This is a genomic window from Pseudomonas sp. Au-Pse12 (assembly GCF_021341665.1).
Taxonomy (GTDB): Bacteria; Pseudomonadota; Gammaproteobacteria; order Pseudomonadales; family Pseudomonadaceae; genus Aquipseudomonas.
Window position 1 is genome coordinate 89,443 of sequence record NZ_JAJTTH010000011.1, and the last position, 16,978, is coordinate 106,420.

General features: G+C 61.9%; 15 protein-coding genes, 1 pseudogene and 1 riboswitch. Of the genes and pseudogenes, 9 read left to right on the forward strand and 7 right to left on the reverse strand.

Features of this window, described 5'->3' with window-relative positions:
* Positions 1 to 10: 10 nt before the first annotated feature.
* Positions 11 to 1,177: a 1-acyl-sn-glycerol-3-phosphate acyltransferase gene (locus LXM55_RS26420; RefSeq protein ID WP_233323098.1), complete on the reverse strand. Its 1,167-nt coding sequence runs from the start codon at positions 1,175 to 1,177 to the stop codon at positions 11 to 13.
* Positions 1,178 to 1,317: 140 nt separating this feature from the next.
* On the opposite strand from LXM55_RS26420, the gene LXM55_RS26425 reads away from it, so the two are divergent.
* The 3 genes from LXM55_RS26425 to LXM55_RS26435 are packed head-to-tail and all read left to right on the forward strand — an operon-like array spanning position 1,318 to position 2,433.
* Positions 1,318 to 1,500, forward strand: a complete 183-nt coding sequence (locus LXM55_RS26425; RefSeq protein ID WP_016967048.1) for a CPXCG motif-containing cysteine-rich protein — start codon at positions 1,318 to 1,320, stop codon at positions 1,498 to 1,500.
* A gap of 16 nt (positions 1,501 to 1,516) precedes the next feature.
* Positions 1,517 to 1,777, forward strand: coding sequence for a putative signal transducing protein (locus LXM55_RS26430; protein ID WP_233323099.1), 261 nt, complete (start codon positions 1,517 to 1,519; stop codon positions 1,775 to 1,777).
* Between the two features lie 35 nt (positions 1,778 to 1,812).
* Complete coding sequence (locus LXM55_RS26435; RefSeq protein WP_233323100.1) at positions 1,813 to 2,433, forward strand: SOS response-associated peptidase; 621 nt, start codon at positions 1,813 to 1,815, stop codon at positions 2,431 to 2,433.
* A gap of 19 nt (positions 2,434 to 2,452) precedes the next feature.
* Here LXM55_RS26435 and LXM55_RS32810 read toward each other — a convergent pair whose 3' ends face one another.
* Positions 2,453 to 3,295, reverse strand: coding sequence for a methyl-accepting chemotaxis protein (locus LXM55_RS32810; protein ID WP_442799790.1), 843 nt, complete (start codon positions 3,293 to 3,295; stop codon positions 2,453 to 2,455).
* Between the two features lie 12 nt (positions 3,296 to 3,307).
* Positions 3,308 to 4,594, reverse strand: a pseudogene (locus LXM55_RS32815) (HAMP domain-containing protein); the annotation flags it as partial.
* A 273-nt stretch (positions 4,595 to 4,867) separates the two neighbouring features.
* On the opposite strand from LXM55_RS32815, the gene LXM55_RS26445 reads away from it, so the two are divergent.
* A complete protein-coding gene (locus LXM55_RS26445; protein WP_233323102.1) occupies positions 4,868 to 5,686 on the forward strand; it encodes a M48 family metallopeptidase in 819 nt (272 codons plus the stop codon).
* A gap of 84 nt (positions 5,687 to 5,770) precedes the next feature.
* Here the strand turns inward: LXM55_RS26445 and LXM55_RS26450 are convergent, their stop codons facing one another.
* The 3 genes from LXM55_RS26450 to LXM55_RS26460 form a co-directional block, all read right to left on the reverse strand.
* Positions 5,771 to 6,355, reverse strand: coding sequence for a TMEM165/GDT1 family protein (locus LXM55_RS26450; RefSeq protein ID WP_233323204.1), 585 nt, complete (start codon positions 6,353 to 6,355; stop codon positions 5,771 to 5,773).
* Positions 6,356 to 6,446: 91 nt separating this feature from the next.
* Positions 6,447 to 6,570: riboswitch (yybP-ykoY riboswitch) on the reverse strand.
* 51 nt (positions 6,571 to 6,621) lie between these two features.
* Positions 6,622 to 7,620: a class I SAM-dependent methyltransferase gene (locus tag LXM55_RS26455; protein ID WP_233323103.1), complete on the reverse strand. Its 999-nt coding sequence runs from the start codon at positions 7,618 to 7,620 to the stop codon at positions 6,622 to 6,624.
* Positions 7,621 to 7,650: 30 nt separating this feature from the next.
* On the reverse strand, positions 7,651 to 8,616 hold the full coding sequence (locus tag LXM55_RS26460; protein ID WP_233323104.1) for a 2-hydroxyacid dehydrogenase: 966 nt from the start codon (positions 8,614 to 8,616) through the stop codon (positions 7,651 to 7,653).
* Between the two features lie 84 nt (positions 8,617 to 8,700).
* Between LXM55_RS26460 and LXM55_RS26465 the strand changes: the two genes are divergently transcribed.
* Entirely contained in the window at positions 8,701 to 9,330 is a 630-nt protein-coding gene (locus LXM55_RS26465; protein WP_233323105.1) for a LysE family translocator, read from the forward strand.
* Here the strand turns inward: LXM55_RS26465 and LXM55_RS26470 are convergent.
* Entirely contained in the window at positions 9,314 to 10,087 is a 774-nt protein-coding gene (locus LXM55_RS26470; RefSeq protein WP_233323106.1) for an AraC family transcriptional regulator, read from the reverse strand. The genes LXM55_RS26465 and LXM55_RS26470 overlap by 17 nt on opposite strands.
* An 85-nt stretch (positions 10,088 to 10,172) precedes the next feature.
* On the opposite strand from LXM55_RS26470, the gene LXM55_RS26475 reads away from it, so the two are divergent.
* From LXM55_RS26475 to LXM55_RS26490, 4 genes are all read left to right on the forward strand, one after another.
* On the forward strand, positions 10,173 to 11,357 hold the full coding sequence (locus tag LXM55_RS26475; RefSeq protein WP_233323107.1) for an MFS transporter: 1,185 nt from the start codon (positions 10,173 to 10,175) through the stop codon (positions 11,355 to 11,357).
* Between the two features lie 146 nt (positions 11,358 to 11,503).
* Positions 11,504 to 13,186: a fatty acid--CoA ligase gene (locus tag LXM55_RS26480; protein ID WP_233323108.1), complete on the forward strand. Its 1,683-nt coding sequence runs from the start codon at positions 11,504 to 11,506 to the stop codon at positions 13,184 to 13,186.
* Positions 13,187 to 13,523: 337 nt separating this feature from the next.
* Positions 13,524 to 15,386 carry a DUF1302 domain-containing protein gene (locus LXM55_RS26485; protein ID WP_233323109.1) on the forward strand — a complete coding sequence of 621 codons (1,863 nt, stop codon included), beginning with the start codon at positions 13,524 to 13,526 and terminating at the stop codon, positions 15,384 to 15,386.
* Positions 15,387 to 15,416: 30 nt separating this feature from the next.
* Entirely contained in the window at positions 15,417 to 16,781 is a 1,365-nt protein-coding gene (locus LXM55_RS26490) for a DUF1329 domain-containing protein (protein WP_233323110.1), read from the forward strand.
* Positions 16,782 to 16,978 lie beyond the last annotated feature (197 nt).

Below are 16,978 nucleotides of genomic sequence, written 5' to 3' on the forward strand. Positions count from 1 at the left end.
GGCGCTGCGATTACAGCGCCAGGCCAGCCTTGACCCGATACTGGTTGCGCACCGGGTTGGCGTATTGCAGTACCAGGTAAGGCCGGTGTTCCGCCGGGCAGGCTTCCAGCCGGCGCTGCCATTCCTGCTCGGCCTTGGCCAGTTCCTGGGCCGGGAACACCTCGGCGGCCGTTGGAACCTGCAACTGCGGGTCGGCATCGCTCCACTGGGCATAGGCCAGGTAGTGCACCGGGAACAGGCGGTAGCCGCCGAGGATCTGCCGGTCCATTTCCATGGCCAGTTGCTTGGTGTCCTCGAACGACTCGCTGATGGGCGCGGCGAAGTTCACGTGGACCCGGCCCTTATAGCCGGTAATGCCCTTGGCGATGCTGACGTCGTCCTCGCCCGGCGCCTTGGTATAGCTACCGGTCGTGGCGCGGATATACAGCTCGCGGGCCTTGGCCTGATCGCACGGGTCGTATTCGTAGCTGATCGACACCGGAGTCAGGTTCAGCGAGCGGATGACCTCGCCGAACGGCTCGTCCTTGCGGCTCATGTGGAACATCTTGAGGATCGCCGACTCGGTGCGATCGTCGCCATCCTTGGCCCGGCCTTCGGCCTGGGCGATCCAGATCGACTGGCCGTCGTTGCGGATCGAATGGTTGATATAGGCCGACAGCAGTTGGTAGGCCGCGAGCTTTTCCCGGCGGCCGCTGATGGAGCGGTGCACGATGAAGCTCTTGTTCAGGCGCATCAGGTCGCTGACGAACGGCTTCTGCAGCAGGTTGTCGCCAATGGCGATGCGCGGTGTCGGCAACCCGGCGTGGTACACCGCGTAGTTGACGAACGCCGGGTCCATGACGATGTCGCGATGGTTGGCCAGGAATACGTAGGCAGTGCCTGACTTGAGCTGCTCGACGCCGGTGTAGGTCACGCCGTCGGTAGCCCGTTCGATAGTGTGGTCGACGTAGAACTCGACCTTGTCCTGCAGCGTGGCCACCGAAGTGACCCCAGCGAACTCACGACGCAGGCGGTGAGCGATCAGGGGTTTGAGCAGCCAGCCGAAAGTATGGGCAAAACGCGGGAAGCGAAAGTGGGTGAGGATATCTAGAAACGCCTTGTCGCTGAGCAGCCGGGCCAGCACCGCTGGTACTTCGCTGTCGTGGTAAGGTCGGATGGCATCGAATTCGCCCATCATGCTCTCTTGTTAGAAACGGCTAGGGTAAGAAAAGGTTCGGATCGAAAAAAAGCCGGGCACGGTCTGAAAATTCAGCTCAAACAAAAAAAGCCCTGCAAATAGACCGGCGATTATACGCATAAGTCACTCTGGAGACGGCGATGCTGGAAACCGACCATTATCAATGCCCTTACTGTGGCGAACAGGCGGAAGCGGTTCTGGACCTGTCCGCTGGCGATCAGACCTATATAGAAGACTGCCCGGTGTGCTGCCGGCCCATTGTCTTCACCCTGCAAACCGACGGTCGGGAATGGATGCTCGACGTGCACAGTGAAAACGACTGAGTGGGGAGTGTTCCTTATGCTGCGCATCTACGAGCCGGAAAACCTGCTGGAAGGCGAGTTGCTCCAGTGCATGCTGGCCAGCGAGGGAATCGAGGCCCATCTGCAGGGGCGCGACCTGTTGGGCGGGGCAGGGGAGCTGCCGCTGTTCGGGTTGCTGGGGCTGTCGGTGGAAAACCACCAGGCGCAACAGGCGCGGGAGCTGATCGCTGCGTACAATGCCGCCCTGCCGTTGCCCTTTGAAGAACCGGACAGTTTTGCCGGGGTGCTGGTCTGTTAGGCTGAGCGCCGATTTGCCGAGAGTTGTATTGCCCCATGTGTGGACGTTATGCCCTGTTTCGCTGGAACCCCGCGTTTGCCGCCTTGCCGGGATTTCCCGTCGACCAGAAGGCGCAGTGGAATATCTCGCCCAATGATTCGGTGCTGATCCAGCGCGTGGAAAATGGCCAGCGCACCCTGGCCCGGGCCCGCTGGGGGCTGACGCCGCCGTGGCTCACCGACCTGTCGCGCACCCCCGCTCATGCCCGGGCGGAAACCCTGGCCGAGCAGCCGATGTTTCGCCAGGCCTTTCGCGAGCGGCGCTGCCTGCTGCCGGCCAATGGTTTCTACGAATGGCGCGGCGGTACTCGCAAGCGCCCCTACTGGCTGACGCCGGGTGAAGGTTCGTCGATCTTCTTTGCCGCCATCTGGGAAGCCTATCCGGTGCAGGAACAAGTCTGGCTGAGCACCGCGGTGGTGACCCAGGCCGCTTCCAACCTGCGTCGCCCGCTGATTCTCGATGCCGCCGGCCAGGAAGCCTGGCTGGATCCCGAGACGCCCTTGCATGCCCTGCAAGCCTTGCTGGCGAGCCCGCCGGCGGCCTTGCGCGAGCGGGTCCTGGCCAACCTGGTCAACGACCCCAAGCTCAATGGTCCCGAGTGCCTGACCCCCGCCTGACACACCGGCTCCGGCGGGGTTACACCTTGAACTGATTGATCAGGCGCCGTTGCTGTTCCGCCAGCTTGGTCAGCCCGGCACTGGCCGCGCTGGACTCGTCGGCACCGCCCGCCACTTCATTGGCCACCTGGCCGATATTGATCACGTTGCGGTTGATGTCCTCGGCCACCGCGCTCTGCTCCTCGGCGGCGCTGGCGATCTGGGTGTTCATGTCGTTGATCACCGACACCGCCTGGGTGATGGTTTCCAGGGCCTCGGCAGCCTTGGCCGCATGTTCCACGCTCTGGTCGGTCTTGTGCTGGCTGTCTTCCATGACCCGTACCACTTCCCGAGTACCCTGCTGCAGTTGCTGGATCATCGACTGGATTTCTTCGGTGGCCTGCTGGGTTTTCTGCGCCAGGTTGCGCACCTCGTCGGCAACCACTGCAAAACCACGGCCTTGCTCGCCGGCCCGGGCCGCCTCGATGGCTGCGTTGAGGGCCAGCAGATTGGTCTGCTCGGCAATCCCGCGAATGGCAATGAGGATGGCGTTGATGTTTTCGCTGTCCTTGGCCAGGGTTTGCACCACGCCCACCGCGCGGCCGATTTCCTCGGCCAGGGCGCCAATGGCGCTGGAAGTGTCGCGCACGATCTGCATGCCCTGGCTCGCGGCCTGGTCGGCATGGCTCGCGGCTTGCGCGGCTTGGGTCGCATTGCGTGCGACGTCCTGGGCGGTGGCGGTCATTTCGTGGACTGCGGTGGCTACCTGATCGATTTCCACCATTTGCTTGTGCACGCCCTGGTTGGTGCGGATAGCGATGTCGGCGGTGTGTTCCGAAGAGTCGCTGACGCTCTGCACCGAGGTCACCACCTGGCTGATCATCGCCTGCAACTTGGCCAGGAAGGTATTGAAACCCTTGGCGATCGAGCCCAGTTCATCGGCGCGGTCGCTGGTCAGGCGCCGGGTCAGGTCACCTTCGCCCTGGGCGATATCGTCAAGCATCGCCACCATCTGCCGCAGCGGCCGGGCGATGCCATGGCCCACCAGCCAGATCACCAGTAGGCCGAGGCCGGCAATCAGCAGGCCGACCATGGCCATGCCGAAGGTGTCGGCCTGGCGCTGTTCGGCCAGGTCGCTTTGCAGTTTATTGAGGTCGGCCATCACCGCGCTCAGCGGCAGTTGCAGCATCAGGGTCCAGTGCGCGTCGGTCTGGCCGATGCCGAACGGCAGGTACAGCTTGATGTTGCCGTTGGCCTGGTCGACGTCATACGTCACTTCGCCACGCTTGAGGCTGGACAGCTTGGCGACCGCGTCGCTGGTGAGCACATCGCTGACTTTTTCGCCGAACTTGCTCGAGTCCTTGGTGTAGGCCACCAGGCGTCCATTGCCGCCAATCAGGGCCATTTCCCCGGCGCCGCCGTAGAGCTTCTGATTGGCGCCCAGCAGCATGTCCTGGATGAAGTTCACCGACAGGTCCGCACCGACGATGCCCTGAAACTTGCCGTTGAGCAGGATCGGTTGAATAAAGGAGGCCAGCATCACCACCTTGTCACCGACCTTGTAGGGCGCGGGGTCGATGGCGCAGGGCTTGAGGCTGTCCTGGGAGCAGAGGTAGTACTCGCTGGTGCGCACGCCGGTGGAGAGCAGGGTGCGGTCGTTGACGTCGGCCAGTTTGTCCAGGCCCAGGCTGCCGTCTTCGTTGCGGAACCACCACGGCAGGAAGCGCCCGTTGGCGGCGTCGATACCCACCACCGAAGTGCCCACGTAGGCGGCGTCGTTGTGATCGATCGCGCCAGGCTCCCAGCCGATGTAGGCGCCGAGGATCTTTGGATTCTGGGTGACGTTTTCCTTGATCAGCGCGATCAGTTGTTCGCGGCTCAAGCTCAGGCTGGCGTGGCCTTGCGAGTCTTGGCTGCCCATCAGCGCGTTGACCCGCACCAGGCCGCCGGCAATCAGCAGGGGCGCCTCCAGCTCCCGCTGGATCTGGCTGACCTGGGTCTGCGCCAGGCCGCTCAGGCGTTGCTCGATGACTTGCTCGAACTGAGCCTGGGTTCGCTCTTGCACCATTTGCTGGGTCCTGGCCCCGGAGAACAGGGCGTACAACACCAGGGCTGCAACCACACTGAGGACGATGGCACCGGCCAGCGCGGCCACGGAAAACTGGATCGACTTGAACTTCATAGAGGCTCCGGGCGCAGGAATTTAGGTCTGCCGAACTGTATCGGCCGCGGCAGCGCTGGCCATTAGCCTTACATGGAAAAATGACTGTTTCAGGGTGTTTTATGTCGCTATTGGCGAAGTGCGCCTGCCCATTGGCGGCGGCTAGCCGGCGCCAGCGATTTTATTTCCGTTGGGCGGCATGTATCTGAAATCCGATCCGTTGCCGGTTTTACAGCTAGCGCGGATACATTTCCGCCCTTAGGATACGCGCCATGTTTTCAGGGAGGTTTCATGATGAAGAAGTCGTTGGTTGTATGTGCATTGAGTGCCGCAGTACTGCTCAGCGGTTGTGAAACGGTCAACACCACCAACGGTGGCGTGGTCGGTGTGGATCGCAAGCAGTCGATGTTCAGCATGGTCTCCAGCGCTGAAGTCAACCAATCCTATGCCCAGTCCTATCAAGAGACCTTGGGTGAGGCCAGCAGCCAAGGCGTGCTGGACAAGACCAGTGCCAATGCCAAGCGCCTGCAGGTCATTGCCAACCGTCTGATCGCTCAGGCGCCAACTTTCCGCCCCGACTGCGCGCAGTGGAAGTGGGAGGTCAACCTGATCAAGAGCGATGAGCTCAACGCCAACTGCGGTCCTGGCGGCAAGATCATTTTCTACTCCGGCCTGATCGAAAAGCTGAAGCTGACCGACGATGAAATCGCTGCGGTCATGGGCCATGAGATTGCCCACGCCCTGCGCGAACACGGTCGTGAAGCGATGTCCAAGCAGTACGCAGTGGGTGCTGGCAAGCAGATCGCAACCCTGTTCGGTGTCTCGCAGGAAACCGTCGCCCTGGGCGACAACGGGGTGAGCCTACTGATGACCCTGCCCAACAGCCGTGAGAATGAAAACGAGGCGGACCTGATCGGTCTGGAGCTGGCCGCGCGTGCCGGCTACAACCCGAACGCAGCCATCAGCCTGTGGAACAAGATGGGCCAGGCTGCCGGTGGTTCCGCACCGCCCGAGTTCATGAGCACTCACCCGGCGTCCACCAGCCGAATCGCTTCCTTGCAGGCGGCGATTCCGAAGGTGATGCCGCTGTATGAGCAGGCCAAGAAGTCCTGATCCATCGCTTCATTTTCGCTGACGCTTTCGCCGTCAAGCCGGCTCCTACAGGTTGTGTAGGAGCCGGCTTGACGGCGATTTCATTTACAGCCAGCCACTGATCTGCATGGCCTTGTACACCGCCACCACGGCGAGGATGAAGAAGGCCGACGCGGCCAGGCGGCGAATCAGGGTCAGGGGCAGCTTGTCCGCTGCGAAGTTGCCCGCCAGGACCACCGGCACGTTGGCAATCAGCATGCCCAGGGTGGTGCCGATGATCACCAGCCACAGATCCGGGTATTGCGCGGCCAGCATGACCGTGGCGACTTGGGTCTTGTCACCGATTTCCGCCAGGAAGAAGGCGATCAGGGTTGTCAGGAAGGGGCCGAACTTGCGTGCGGTGTTGGCTTCGTCATCGTCCATCTTGTCCGGGACCAGGGTCCACAATGCGGTGGCGGTGAAGCTGGCGGCAAGGATCCAGTGCAGGGTCGAATCCGAGAAGAAGCTGCCGAACCAGGCGCCTACCGCACCGGCTGCCGCGTGGTTGGCCAGGGTCGCGGCAATGATGCCGGCGATGATCGGCCAGGGTTTGCGAAAGCGCGCGGCGAGAATCAGGGCAAGCAGTTGCGTCTTGTCGCCGATTTCGGCCAAGGCAACGATTGCGGTGGGAACGAGCAGGGAATCCAACATCATCAGGGTTTTCCTAAGGGGCGGGTCGACACGGCTATGACACGTACAGCCTTCCCGCCCCGGGTAAGGTGTGCGTGTCATAGGTCTTGTCAAACCCTGCGGTCCGTCTGTGCGGACTCTTGGGTCGCATGCGCCATGGTCTGAGGACCAAGTATGTTGACGCATGCCGGACGAGCGTGGCGCTCGTGGGAGACTACTCCCCTAGGACGGAGCGGATTCTGCCTAGGCAAAATCCATTCGGCAAGCCTTGATTGTGAAAAAAACGCTCAGCCGCGCTTGGCCCGATAAATCCGGAAGCCCTGGCCTTCGGCCTTGATTGCGCAAGGCCCCAGGTGCTCTTCGATCAGCGGCTGGTAGCGCAGGAAACTGTTGGCGACTACCCGAAGTTCTCCACCTTTTTGCAGGTGTTTTGCTGCTTTTCGCAGCAGATTCTCTGTCGCCTGGTAGTCGGTGTGAACCCCGGTGTGGAACGGGGGATTGGTCAGGATGCCGTTCAATTCCATGGGCGCGGCATCGATACCGTCGCCGGTCAGAACCTCGGCCTCAAGACCGTTGGCGGCCAGGGTCAGGCGACTGCTGGCGGCGGCGAAGGCATCCACATCCAGCAGGGTCACGCGGTTGTCCGGGTAGCGGCGTTTCACCGTGGCCCCCAGTACCCCGGCGCCACAGCCGAAGTCCAGCAGATGGCCGGCCGGCAGGTGGTCCAGGTGTTCCAGCAGCAGCGCGGTGCCACGATCCAGCCGGCCGTGGCTGAACACCCCGGGCAGGCTGATGACTTTCAGAGGGCCTTCGGCCAAAGGCAATTCGTACTCTTCGGCCAGGCTCTGCAGGGCGACCGGTTCAGGGGCATTGGCCACCGTCACCTGCCACAGCTGGCAGTGTCGTGCGCTGTCGAGCTTGCGCGGTTTGCCGAAAGGGTTGAGCTGCTTGGCGGCACTTTCCACGCCGCTGCGTTTCTCCCCCACCAGGTACAACTCGCGCCCGGCCAGGCGCGTGGCCAGGGCGTTGAGCAGGTAATCGGTGAGGTCCTTGGACTTGGGCAGGAACAGCACGGCGCTGTCGAAGGGCTCGGCCGGTGCTTCTACGCCAAAGTGGCTGCGGCCTGGAAAACGCGCCTCCAGGGCTGCCTGATCGCCGGCGTGCCAGCTCCAGCCCCGGGCGTTGGGCAGGCGGCCGAGCAGGTCATCGGCGGCCAGGCCGGCCAGCAGCAGTGAGCCTTGAAACAATTCAGCTTGGCGTAACAGTACTTCACTGCGTGTGTCCATGATCGGCCCCGAAAAAAGTGGCGAAGTTTATCAACTCACGACTCGCAGCGGGGCGCCATTGAAGAAGGCCTGGGCGTTTTCCGTCAGTTGGCCGACGATTCGCTGGCGCGCCTCGCGGCTGCCCCAGGCGTTGTGCGGGGTCACGATCAGGCGCGGGATGTCGCTGGCCAGCAGTGGATTGCCGGCCACCGGCGGTTCGACGCTCAGCACGTCGGTGGCAGCTCCGCCCAGGTGGCCACTGCGCAGTGCATCGGCCAGGGCTTGCTCATCGATCAGGCCGCCGCGGGCGGTGTTGACCACCAGGGCGCCGGGTTTGAGCAGGGCCAGCTCCCGGGCACCGATAAAGTTTCGGGTGTGCTCGTTGAGGGGGCAGTGCAGGGTCAGGGCATCCACTTGTGGCAGCAGTTCCTCCAGCGGCAGGCGGTCCGGTCGGGCCGGGCGTCCGGGAATCTGCCCCAGCAGCACGCGCATGCCAAAGGCTTCGGCCAGGCGCGCGACGGCGCTGCCCAGTTCGCCGTTGCCCAGCAGGCCCAGGTTCTTGCCCGCCAGTTCGACGATCGGATAGTCCAAAAGGCAGAACTGCTTGGCCTGCTGCCAGCGCCCGGCGGCCACGGCCTGCTGGTAATCGGCAACTCGGGTGGCCAGGTTGAGCAGCAGCATCAGGGTGTGCTGGGCCACCGATGGAGTGCCATAGCCCTGGCAGTTGCTGACAGTGATGCCCTGCTGGCGGGCCGCAGCCAGATCGACGTTATTGGTGCCGGTGGCGGCCACCAGGATCAGTTGCAGGTCGGGGCAGGCGGCCAGGGTCTCAGCGCTCAGTGGCACTTTGTTGCTGATGGCCACCTGGGCGCCTTGCAGGCGTTCGGCGACGTGTTCCGGGGCCGTGTGGGGATGCACCTGCAGGGCGCTGAAGCTGTCATGCAGCGCCCCCAGATCCAGGTCACCCAGGTCCAGTGAGCTGTGATCAAGGAAGACGGCGCGGCGATTGTTAGTCATGAACTGTACCTTTTGCACGGGGGATCTAAGGCGTAATCTGCCGAGCCTAACAGATGAAATAATTAGACATACACAGGAGCCTGCATGTACTTCACCGAGTTCTTGACCGTTGCCCTTATCCATCTTCTGGCGGTGGCCAGCCCTGGTCCGGACTTCGCCGTGGTGGTGCGCGAAAGCGTGACCCACGGCCGTCGCGCCGGCACCTGGACCGCTCTAGGGGTGGGCTGTGCGATCTTCCTGCATGTGGGCTACTCGCTGCTGGGTATCGGCCTGATCGTTTCCCAGTCCATCGTGCTGTTCAACGCCCTGAAATGGCTGGCCGCGGCCTACCTGCTGTATATCGGCTACAAGGCCCTGCGCGCCCAGCCGGCCAAGCCGGCGGCGGATGATCTGCACAAGGAGGCCGGCATTCGTACCGCTCGCGGGGCCTTTACTTCAGGCTTCGTGACCAATGGCCTGAACCCCAAGGCGACGCTGTTCTTCCTCTCGCTGTTCACCGTGGTGATCAACCCGCACACGCCGCTGGCGATCCAGGCCGGTTACGGCGTGTACCTGGCGGCGGCCACGGCTGTGTGGTTCTGCCTGGTGGCCATGCTCTTCAGCCAGCAACGGGTTCGCGCCGGCTTTGCCCGCATGGGCCATTGGTTTGATCGCACCATGGGCGCGGTATTGATTGCCATCGGTGTAAAGCTGGCATTCACCGAGATGCATTGATTGCACTGAGCTGGTTCAGGGTCGCCACGTAATGCCGTGGCGTGTCCCCGAGCAAACGGCAGAACATTGCGCTGAAGGCCCGGGTGCTGCCGTATCCCAATGAGTCGGCCACGCTGTGTACGCTTTCCCCGGCGAGCAGGCGTGGCAGGGCTTCCATCAGGCGCAGTTGCTGGCGCCAGGCATTGAAATTCATCTGCACCTGCTGCTGAAACAGCCGCGCCAGGGTTCGTGAACTGGCGCCGACCTGCTGTGCCCAGTCTTCCAGGGTGTGGGGGTGATCCGGCGCTTGCAGCAAGGTCCGGCAGATGGCTTGCAGGCGTCGGTCCTGGGGCATGGGAACATGCAAGGGCAGATTCTCCAGGGCGCTGATTTCTTCCAGCATCAGCTTCTGGATCAAGGGGTTTTCCGCCTGCTCGGGGCCTTGCACCGCGCGCAGGATCAGTTCTCGAAGCAAGGGGGTTACCGCCAATACACAGCATTGCTGGAGGGTTGCTGGAGACAGGTCCGGGTCGATGAACAGCGAGCGCATGCGCACCTCGCCGACCATGAAAATCTCATGCTCCACCCGTGGCGGAATCCATACGGCCCGGGTCGGCGGAATGACCCAGGCGCCCTGGGCGGTGACCACGCGCATGGTGCCGCAGGCGGCATAGAGAAACTGCGCCTCGCGATGGCGGTGGGACGCTTGATGAGCGGCATCCGGATAGTCCCGGGGGTAGGCGCTGACCGGGCCGTGGTGGAAGTGGCTGATTAACATGTCTGCTTCAATGACTTTGTTGTCAGGAATACTGTTGGATGCCAACTTAGCATGAACGGCACAACAACCAACCCAGCGTGCCGCCATGAATCAAGCTCGAAATGTTATCCGCTACGTCAATGCTGCCCATGTCATCGATCACATGTTCATGCTGATCTTTCCCGCTGCTGTACTGGGCATGACTCAGGCTTTTGCCCTCGACTATGCCGCATTGATCGGCTTGTCCCTGGGGGGCTTCATCGCTTTTGGCGCCTGTTCGCTACCCGCCGGCTGGCTGGGGGACCACTGGAGCCGACGGCAGATGATGCTGTTGTTCTTCTTCGGTATCGGCGCCTCCTCGGTCCTCACCGGGCTCAGCAACAGCCCGAGCATGCTGGTGATCGGTCTGACCCTGATGGGCGTATTTGCCGCGATCTATCACCCGGTGGGCACGGCGATGCTGGTGGCCTATGCGCAGAACCGTGGGCGCGAGATTGGCATCAACGGCATGTGGGGCAACCTCGGCGTGGCTTTTTCGGCGCTGGTCACCGGCCTGTTGGTGGCGCAGTTCGGCTGGCGCTCGGCATTCATCCTGCCGGGGGGCGTGGCGATCCTGCTGGGCATTGGTTTTGCCCTGCAGGTGCGTGACGAACCCGTCCCTGCGCGCCCCCATGTGCAGCTCAAGGGCAAGGGGGGGCAGCAGATTTCCATGTTCCTGGTGTTCGGCGTGCTGGCCCTGGCCACGGCCACGGGCGGCGTGGTGTTCAACGCCACCACCATGACTTATCCGAAACTGTTCCAGGAGCGCCTGCATGAGCTGTTCACCTCGCCGCAGACCCTGGGCGTGGTGGTTAGCCTGGCTTATGCCTTCGGTGCGGTGGCGCAGTTGTTGATCGGCCGGGTGTTGCACCGTTTCAGCCTGAAATGGCCGTTCATCGTCTTGACCCTGTTCCAGGGCCCGTTGCTGCTGGCCATGGCCCACTGCGAGGGCTGGGGCGTGATTGTCCTGGGCGCATCGTTCATGTTCGTGGTGTTCGGTCAGGTCACGGTGAACGATGCGATGGTCGCCAACTTTGTTGCACCGCAGTGGCAGTCGCGCGTTTTCGCCTTGCGTTACTGCTTGTCGTTCGGTGCCAGTGCCACGGCGATTCCGTTGATTGCCCTGGTGGAGCCGCGCCAGGGGTTGAGCGGGCTGTATCTGATCCTGGCCGGGTTCGCGGGGCTGACCTTTGCCGCAGCGCTGGCCTTTCCTCGTACCCCGGCCGAAGCCGCAGTGGGACAACGCGCATAAGGTCACGCAGAGCCGCGCGGATACTGGCCTGAAGCTAGTATTTGTGCGGCCCTGCAAATCATCCCTTTGGCTGATTTAGCCAACGCGCGAGAGCTCTAGAGTGGTTATCCTCCAGTCACGACCGAGCCGTCAGAAAAGGGATTCTTATGTTGCAGACTCGCGTTATTCCTCCCGCCGAAGGCGCTTATCAATACCCACTTCTGATCAAGCGGCTGCTGATGTCCGGCGCCCGCTACGAGAAAACCCGCGAAATCATCTATCGCGACCAGCTGCGCTACACCTACCCAACCCTGATCGAGCGTGTTGCGCGCCTGGCCAACGTGTTGACCGCGGCCGGAGTCAAGGCCGGAGACACCGTGGCGGTGATGGACTGGGACAGCCATCGCTACCTGGAGTGCATGTTCGCCATCCCGATGATTGGCGCGGTGATCCACACCATCAACGTGCGTCTGTCGCCGGAGCAGATCCTCTACACCATGAACCACGCCGAAGACCGCTTCGTGCTGGTCAACAGCGAGTTCGTCGGCCTGTACCAGGCCATCGCCGGGCACCTGACGACGGTGGAGAAAACCCTGCTGCTCACCGATGCGCCGGAGAAAACCGCCGAGCTGCCGAACCTGGTGGGCGAGTATGAGAGCCTGCTGGCCGCCGCCAGCCCGCAGTATCAGTTCGAGGATTTCGACGAGAACTCGGTGGCCACCACCTTCTACACCACCGGCACCACCGGCAACCCCAAGGGCGTGTATTTCACCCACCGGCAGTTGGTGCTGCACACCCTGGGCGTGTCCACCATCATGGGCGCCATCGACAGCGTGCGCCTGCTGGGCACCAACGACGTGTACATGCCCATTACCCCGATGTTCCACGTGCATGCCTGGGGCCTGCCCTATGTGGCCACCATGCTTGGCCTCAAGCAGGTCTATCCCGGGCGCTACGATCCGGAATACCTGGTGGAGCTGTGGCGCCGGGAGAAGGTCACGTTCTCTCACTGCGTGCCGACCATCCTGCAAATGCTGCTCAACGCCAAGGCGGCCCAGGGCAGCGATTTCGGTGGCTGGAAGATCGTCATCGGCGGCAGCGCGCTGAACCGTGCGCTGTACGAGGCGGCCAAGGCCAAGGGCATCCAGCTGACGGCGGCCTATGGCATGTCGGAAACCGGCCCGCTGGTGTCCTGTGCCCACCTCAATGACGAGCTGATGGCGGGCAGCGAAGATGAGCGCACCACCTACCGGATCAAGGCCGGGGTGCCGGGGCCGTTGGTGGAAGCGGCGATCATCGATGCCGAAGGCAACTTCCTGCCGGCGGACGGCGAGGCCCAGGGCGAACTGGTGCTGCGGGCGCCCTGGCTGACCGAGGGCTATTTCAACGAACCGCAGAAGGGCGCCGAGCTCTGGGAGGGCGGCTGGTTGCACACCGGCGACGTGGCAACCCTGGACAGCATGGGGGTGATCGATATCCGCGACCGGATCAAGGACGTGATCAAGACCGGTGGTGAGTGGATCTCCTCCCTGGACCTGGAAGACCTCATCAGCCGCCACGTGGCGGTACGCGAAGTAGCAGTGGTGGGCATTGCTGATCCGCAGTGGGGCGAGCGCCCGTTCGCCTTGCTGGTGATCCGCGAAGGCCACGCAATTGATGCTCGTGAGCTCAAGGAGCATCTCAAGCCATTCGTGGAGTTGGGCCACTTGAGCAAGTGGGCGATCCCCAGCCAGATCGCCCTTGTTACTGAAATTCCCAAGACCAGCGTGGGCAAGCTCGACAAGAAGCGCATTCGCATCGACATCAGCGAATGGCAAGCCAGTAACAGCACCTTCCTTTCCACGCTCTGAGCCTCCACGGCCGTGCCCGCCCGGGCACGGTACGCCCACCCGGCAAGCCTTTGCCTTGTGCTTATGAAATTTTCAGCCATTCTTGCTGCGCCGTTTTTCAATGGTTGTGGCAAAGGGCTGTTCCAGCGCGGTGGGTGGCTGCAAATCACACTTTAGAGGGATCAAGCAGTAATCCCTGCTGGATATAGTCCGTTCACGGATTTTTCTGAACGACGGAGCATTGCGGGGGGCTCGCGCCACGCAACTTCGGGCCCGGGGCCGTAGTGATCGGTCCGGTATCCGAAGCGTATTCAGAAGAGCGTACTGCCATAACAATAATGCACATGGAGTAGCGTCGATGACATCAGCAAACCAGTTCTGGCGCCGGGCAAAACTGCCCCTGGCCGTCGGTCTCGCCTCCACGCTCGCCGGGCCGGCATTCGGCGTCAGCTTCAACATCGGTGAAATCGAAGGCAGCTTCGATTCTTCCCTGTCCCTGGGGGCCAGTTGGTCCACAGCGGAGCGCAACCGAGATCTGATCGGGGCCAACAACGGTGGTAAGGGCCTGTCCCAGACCTCCGATGACGGTCACTTGAACTTCAACAAGGGCCAGACCTTCTCGAAGATCTTCAAGGGCATCCATGACCTGGAGTTGAAGTACGGCGATACCGGCGTGTTTGTCCGGGGCAAGTACTGGTACGACTTCAAGCTCAAGGACGAAGACCTGGACTTCAAGAATGTCAGCGACAACAACCGCAAGGAAGGCGCCAAGTCTTCCGGCGGGCAGATTCTCGACGCCTTCGTCTATCACAACTACTCCATTGGCGATGAGCCGGGTTCGGTGCGTTTCGGCAAGCAGGTAGTGAGCTGGGGCGAAAGTACCTTCATTGGCGGCGGCATCAACTCGATCAACCCGATCGACGTTTCAGCGTTTCGCCGCCCTGGTGCGGAGATCAAGGAAGGCCTGATTCCGGTCAACATGTTCTATGTCTCCCAGACCCTGACCGAAAACCTGTCGGCCGAGGCTTTCTACCAGCTGGAATGGGACCAGACCGTTACCGATAACTGCGGCACCTTCTTCTCGCAGCCGGACATCATTTCCGATGGTTGCGACAACAACCTGCGGGTGTTGAGCAAACGCTCGACCGTTCCTGGTGCTTTTTTGCCGGCCCTGCAGGCACAAGGCGTGGATATCAACAACGAAGGTGTTCTGGTCCGCCGTGGTGCGGATCGTGATGCCCGCGACAGTGGCCAGTTCGGCGTGGCCTTCCACTACAACTACGAGCCGCTGGATACCGAGTTTGGCGCTTACTTCATGAACTATCACAGCCGGGCGCCAATTTTCAGTGCAACCGGGGCGTCACAAAGTGTTTACGACCGGGCGCGTTTGTTCGGTGCGTTGGCTCCTTTGATCGTGGCAGGTAATTCCAACTACTTCGTCGAGTATCCAGAGGATATTCGTCTTTACGGCTTGAGCTTCTCCACGACCTTACCTACGGGGACTGCTTGGAGTGGCGAATTGAGCTACCGGCCTAATGCTCCAGTGCAACTGAACTCCACCGATATCCTGTTTGCCGGTGTACGTCCCTTGGGCGGTCCGGTGCTGGGCAATGCTTCATTGTTGAATGGTGTTCCTGGGCAGGACCTGCACGGCTACCGCCGTAAAGAGATCACTCAGTTCCAGACTACCTTCACTCACTTTTTCGATCAGGTCATGGGAGCCAGCCGCTTGACCCTTGTGGGTGAGTTCGGTGTTACCTACGTGGGCGGTTTAGAAAGCAAGTCTGACGTCCGTTACGGCCGTGATCCGGTTAAGGGGTCGGGAGAGTTGCCTGGAGGGGCCTGCTCAGCTCTTGCCTCTTCCATCGCTACAGGCGCAGGTCTGGCCAACTCCAGTGGCCTGAACACCAACTGCAACAACGACGGCTTCACCACCGCCACCTCCTGGGGCTACCGCGGCCGTGCCATCTGGGAATACCCGGATGTGTTCGCCGGCGTGAACCTCAAGCCCAACGTGGCCTGGTCGCATGACGTCAAGGGTTACTCGCCAGGCCCTGGCGGCAACTTCGAGGAAGGCCGCAAGGCCATCAGCCTGGGGCTGGATGCCGAGTACCAGAACACCTACACCGCGAGCCTGGCCTACACCAACTTCTTTGGTGGCGACTACAGCACCGTGGATGATCGGGACTTCCTCGCCTTGAGCGTTGGCGTGAACTTCTAAGCACACTGCATTTTCAGGAAGAACGACACTATGAACATCACCAAGAGTCTGTTGCACGTCGGTGTGCTGGGACTGTCACTGCTGGCCACCGGGGTCATGGCCGCGGTCTCGGCCGATGAAGCCGCCAAGCTGGGCACCAGCCTGACGCCGATGGGCGCAGAGATGGCCGGCAACGCCGCCGGCACCATTCCGGCCTGGAAGCCGCTGGCGACCAATGCCGGCACCGTGGACAGCAAAGGCTTCCTGTCCAACCCGTATGGCAGCGAGCAACCGCTGTTCACCATCACCGCGCAGAATGTCGAGCAGTACAAGGACAAGCTGGCACCGGGGCAGTACGCGATGTTCAAGCGCTACCCGGAAACCTTCAAGATGCCGGTCTATCCGTCCCATCGTGGGGCAACCGTGCCGGCCGACGTGTTTGCCGCGATCAAGCGCAACGCCACCAGCACCAACCTGGTGTCCGGCGGCAACGGTCTGGAGAACTTCGAAACCGCGGTTCCGTTCCCGATCCCGAAAAGCGGCGTGGAAGTGATCTGGAACCACATCACCCGCTATCGCGGTGGCAGCGTGACCCGCCTGGTGACCCAGGCCACGCCACAGGCCAACGGCTCCTACAGCCTGGTGTACTTCCAGGACCAGTTCGTGTTCCGCGACAAGATGAAGGATTACGACCCGAAAAACCCGGGCAACATCCTGTTCTACTTCAAGCAGAAAGTGACCGCTCCGGCGCGTCTGGCCGGTGGTGTGCTGCTGGTCCACGAAACCCTCGACCAGGTGAAGGAACCGCGTTCGGCCTGGGTCTACAACGCTGGCCAGCGTCGTGTGCGCCGTGCTCCGCAAGTCTCCTATGACGGCCCGGGTACTGCCGCCGACGGCCTGCGTACCTCGGACAACCTGGACATGTACAACGGTGCTCCGGATCGCTACGACTGGAAGCTGGAAGGCAAGAAGGAGATGTACATCGCCTCCGACAGCTACAAGCTCGACTCGCCGAGCCTGAAGTACGCCGACATCATCAAGGCCGGGCACATCAACCAGGACCTGGCTCGCTACGAGCTGCGCCGGGTCTGGCATGTGGTCGCGACCCTGAAGGAAGGCCAGCGCCACATCTACGCCAAGCGTGACTTCTATATCGACGAAGACACCTGGCAGGCGGCGGTGATCGACCATTACGACGGTCGTGGCCAACTGTGGCGCGTGGCCGAGGCCCATGCCGAGAACTACTACGACAAGCAAGTGCCGTGGTACGCCCTGGAAACCCTCTACGACCTGCAGTCCGGCCGCTACCTGGCGCTGGGCATGAAGAACGAAGAGAAACAGGCGTACGACTTCGGCTTCACCGCGACCACCAGCGATTTCACCCCAGCCGCGCTGCGTCAGGACGGGGTTCGCTGATCCGCTGCAAATAGAGGCCGCATCCTCGGAAATTGCCCCGACTGGTTCGGGGCTTTTTTTTGCCTGGAAAATTGTGCATTTGCGGAAATGCACAACAATCTAGGCTGGCCCGGCCGGTTTTCTCCAAGCGAATTAGTAAGTTGTCGGATAAATGAGTGAAATGTCGGTTTATTAATCAGATGTATCTGATCCATTTG

Excerpts from the sequence above, each read along its gene's own strand:
- LXM55_RS26470 (WP_233323106.1), bottom strand. The coding sequence starts at position 10,087 with ATGTTAATCAGCCACTTCCACCACGGCCCGGTCAGCGCCTACCCCCGG.
- LXM55_RS26430 (WP_233323099.1), top strand. The coding sequence starts at position 1,517 with ATGCTGCGCATCTACGAGCCGGAAAACCTGCTGGAAGGCGAGTTGCTC.
- LXM55_RS26460 (WP_233323104.1), bottom strand. The coding sequence starts at position 8,616 with ATGACTAACAATCGCCGCGCCGTCTTCCTTGATCACAGCTCACTGGAC.
- LXM55_RS26480 (WP_233323108.1), top strand. The coding sequence starts at position 11,504 with ATGTTGCAGACTCGCGTTATTCCTCCCGCCGAAGGCGCTTATCAATAC.
- LXM55_RS26490 (WP_233323110.1), top strand. The coding sequence starts at position 15,417 with ATGAACATCACCAAGAGTCTGTTGCACGTCGGTGTGCTGGGACTGTCA.
- LXM55_RS26450 (WP_233323204.1), bottom strand. The coding sequence starts at position 6,355 with ATGTTGGATTCCCTGCTCGTTCCCACCGCAATCGTTGCCTTGGCCGAA.
- LXM55_RS26465 (WP_233323105.1), top strand. The coding sequence starts at position 8,701 with ATGTACTTCACCGAGTTCTTGACCGTTGCCCTTATCCATCTTCTGGCG.
- LXM55_RS26420 (WP_233323098.1), bottom strand. The coding sequence starts at position 1,177 with ATGATGGGCGAATTCGATGCCATCCGACCTTACCACGACAGCGAAGTA.
- LXM55_RS32810 (WP_442799790.1), bottom strand. The coding sequence starts at position 3,295 with ATGATCAGCCAGGTGGTGACCTCGGTGCAGAGCGTCAGCGACTCTTCG.
- LXM55_RS26455 (WP_233323103.1), bottom strand. The coding sequence starts at position 7,620 with ATGGACACACGCAGTGAAGTACTGTTACGCCAAGCTGAATTGTTTCAA.
- LXM55_RS26445 (WP_233323102.1), top strand. The coding sequence starts at position 4,868 with ATGAAGAAGTCGTTGGTTGTATGTGCATTGAGTGCCGCAGTACTGCTC.
- LXM55_RS26425 (WP_016967048.1), top strand. The coding sequence starts at position 1,318 with ATGCTGGAAACCGACCATTATCAATGCCCTTACTGTGGCGAACAGGCG.
- LXM55_RS26475 (WP_233323107.1), top strand. The coding sequence starts at position 10,173 with ATGAATCAAGCTCGAAATGTTATCCGCTACGTCAATGCTGCCCATGTC.
- LXM55_RS26435 (WP_233323100.1), top strand. The coding sequence starts at position 1,813 with ATGTGTGGACGTTATGCCCTGTTTCGCTGGAACCCCGCGTTTGCCGCC.
- LXM55_RS26485 (WP_233323109.1), top strand. The coding sequence starts at position 13,524 with ATGACATCAGCAAACCAGTTCTGGCGCCGGGCAAAACTGCCCCTGGCC.